This is a genomic window from Streptosporangium vulgare (genome assembly GCF_042428775.1).
Lineage (GTDB): Bacteria > Actinomycetota > Actinomycetes > Streptosporangiales > Streptosporangiaceae > Streptosporangium > Streptosporangium vulgare.
Genome location: NZ_JBHMBS010000098.1, coordinates 1 through 1,732 on the forward strand (window position 1 = coordinate 1; position 1,732 = coordinate 1,732).

2 protein-coding genes are annotated in these 1,732 nt (G+C 63.6%); one reads left to right on the forward strand and one right to left on the reverse strand.

Translation table 11 applies throughout. From position 1 onward, the window contains the following. Positions 1-55: 55 nt before the first annotated feature. Complete coding sequence (gene tnpA / locus ACFFRH_RS44115; RefSeq protein ID WP_344744529.1) at positions 56-472, reverse strand: IS200/IS605 family transposase; 417 nt, start codon at positions 470-472, stop codon at positions 56-58. A gap of 22 nt (positions 473-494) precedes the next feature. Between tnpA and ACFFRH_RS44120 the strand changes: the two genes are divergently transcribed. Next, on the forward strand, positions 495-1,715 hold the full coding sequence (locus tag ACFFRH_RS44120; protein WP_344747221.1) for an RNA-guided endonuclease InsQ/TnpB family protein: 1,221 nt from the start codon (positions 495-497) through the stop codon (positions 1,713-1,715). The last annotated feature ends 17 nt before the right edge of the window (positions 1,716-1,732 follow it).

A 1,732-nucleotide genomic window follows, 5' to 3' on the forward strand; every position in this document is an offset into this window, starting at 1 on the left:
CCTTCAGGCCGGGGGTGAAGGCCCGCGCGGGAGGGCCGCTAGGCCCGAGCGTGCCCTAACTCGGCCGGTTTTGCTGCTCGATGTACTGGCGCAGAACGCTGAGCGGTGCGCCGCCCACCGACCCGGCGAAGTAGGAGCCCGACCACAACTTGTTCGCCCGGTAGTAGTGGCGGGCCAGTTCGGGGAACTCCTGGCGCATCCTGCGGGAGGACACGCCCTTCAAGGAGTTGACCAGCTTGGACAGGGCGATCTTGGGAGGGAAGTTCACCAGCAGGTGGACGTGGTTGCTCTCGCCGTCGAACTCGCGCAGCTCGGTCTCGAAGTCTGCGCACACGTCTCGCATGATCTCTTCCATGCGTTCCAAATGGCTGCCCGTGAATACCCGATGCCGGAACTTGGTCACGAAAACCAAATGGGCATGCAAGACGAAAATGCAGTGTCTACCGGTTCTGACGTCTCCATATTCAGCCATAAACCAATGGTAAGATCTTGGTGTGCAGCTCCGGTACAACTTCCGCCTCTACCCGTCGCAGGGTCAGCGTCAAGCGCTGGCGCGGGCGTTCGGGTGCGCGCGGACGGTGTTCAACGACGGGCTGCGCCTGCGGCAGGACGCCCGCGAGGCGGGCTTGCCGTACATCTCGGACGGAAAGTTGTCCAAGCGGGTCATCACCGAGGCGAAGAAGACACCAGACCGTGCATGGCTCGGCGAGGTGTCGGCGGTGATCCTTCAGCAGGCGCTCGCGGACCTGAACACCGCGTATCGCACCTTCTTCGCCTCGATCTCCGGGAAGCGAAAGGGGCGCAAGGTCGCCGCACCTCGGTTCCGGTCGCGGAAGGATTCCCGGCAGGCGATCCGGTTCACCAAGAACGCCCGGTTCGCGGTCACGCCGGGCGGGAAGCTGCGTCTGCCGAAGATCGGGGACGTTCCGGTTCGCTGGTCCCGATCACTGCCGTCCGATCCGTCGTCAGTGACGGTGGTCAAGGACTCAGCGGGCCGGTACTTCGCATCGTTCGTCGTCGAGACCTCGCACCAGTCGCTGCCCGAGACAGACTCCGAGATCGGTATCGACCTGGGTCTCACTCATTTCGCGATCACCTCGGACGGCCAGAAGGTGGCGAATCCGCGCCTCCTTCGGCGTGCGGCGAAGAAGCTCCGCAAGGCACAGAAAGCGCTGAGCCGCAAGGAGAAGGGTTCTGCGAACCGGCAGAAGGCCAAGCTCAAGGTCGCCAAGGCGTACGCCAAGGTGACCGAGACACGCCGAGACTGGGCACACAAGCTCTCCACCTCGTTGATCCGCGACAACCAAGCGGTGTATGTGGAGAACCTGGCTGTGTCTGGCATGGCGCGTACGAAGCTGGCCAAGAGCGTGCACGATGCGGGCTGGTCACAGTTCGTCGGCATGCTGGAGTACAAGGCCGCACGATACGGCAGATACCTCGGGAAGATCGACCGATGGTTCCCATCGTCGAAGCTGTGCTCAGCATGCGGCACTATCGCCGAATCGATGCCGTTGAACGTCCGGTCCTGGACCTGCCCGTGCGGCACGACCCACGACCGGGACATCAATGCAGCGATCAACATTCTCGCCGCCGGACAGGCGGAGAGACTAAACGACTGTGGAGCGCCGGTAAGGCCGGGACTTGTCCCGGCGCAGCGCGGCGAAGCAGTAACCCACCCGAAGCCCACGCGGCAGGCGGGAATCTCCGTCCTTTAGGGCGGAGAGGATGTCAA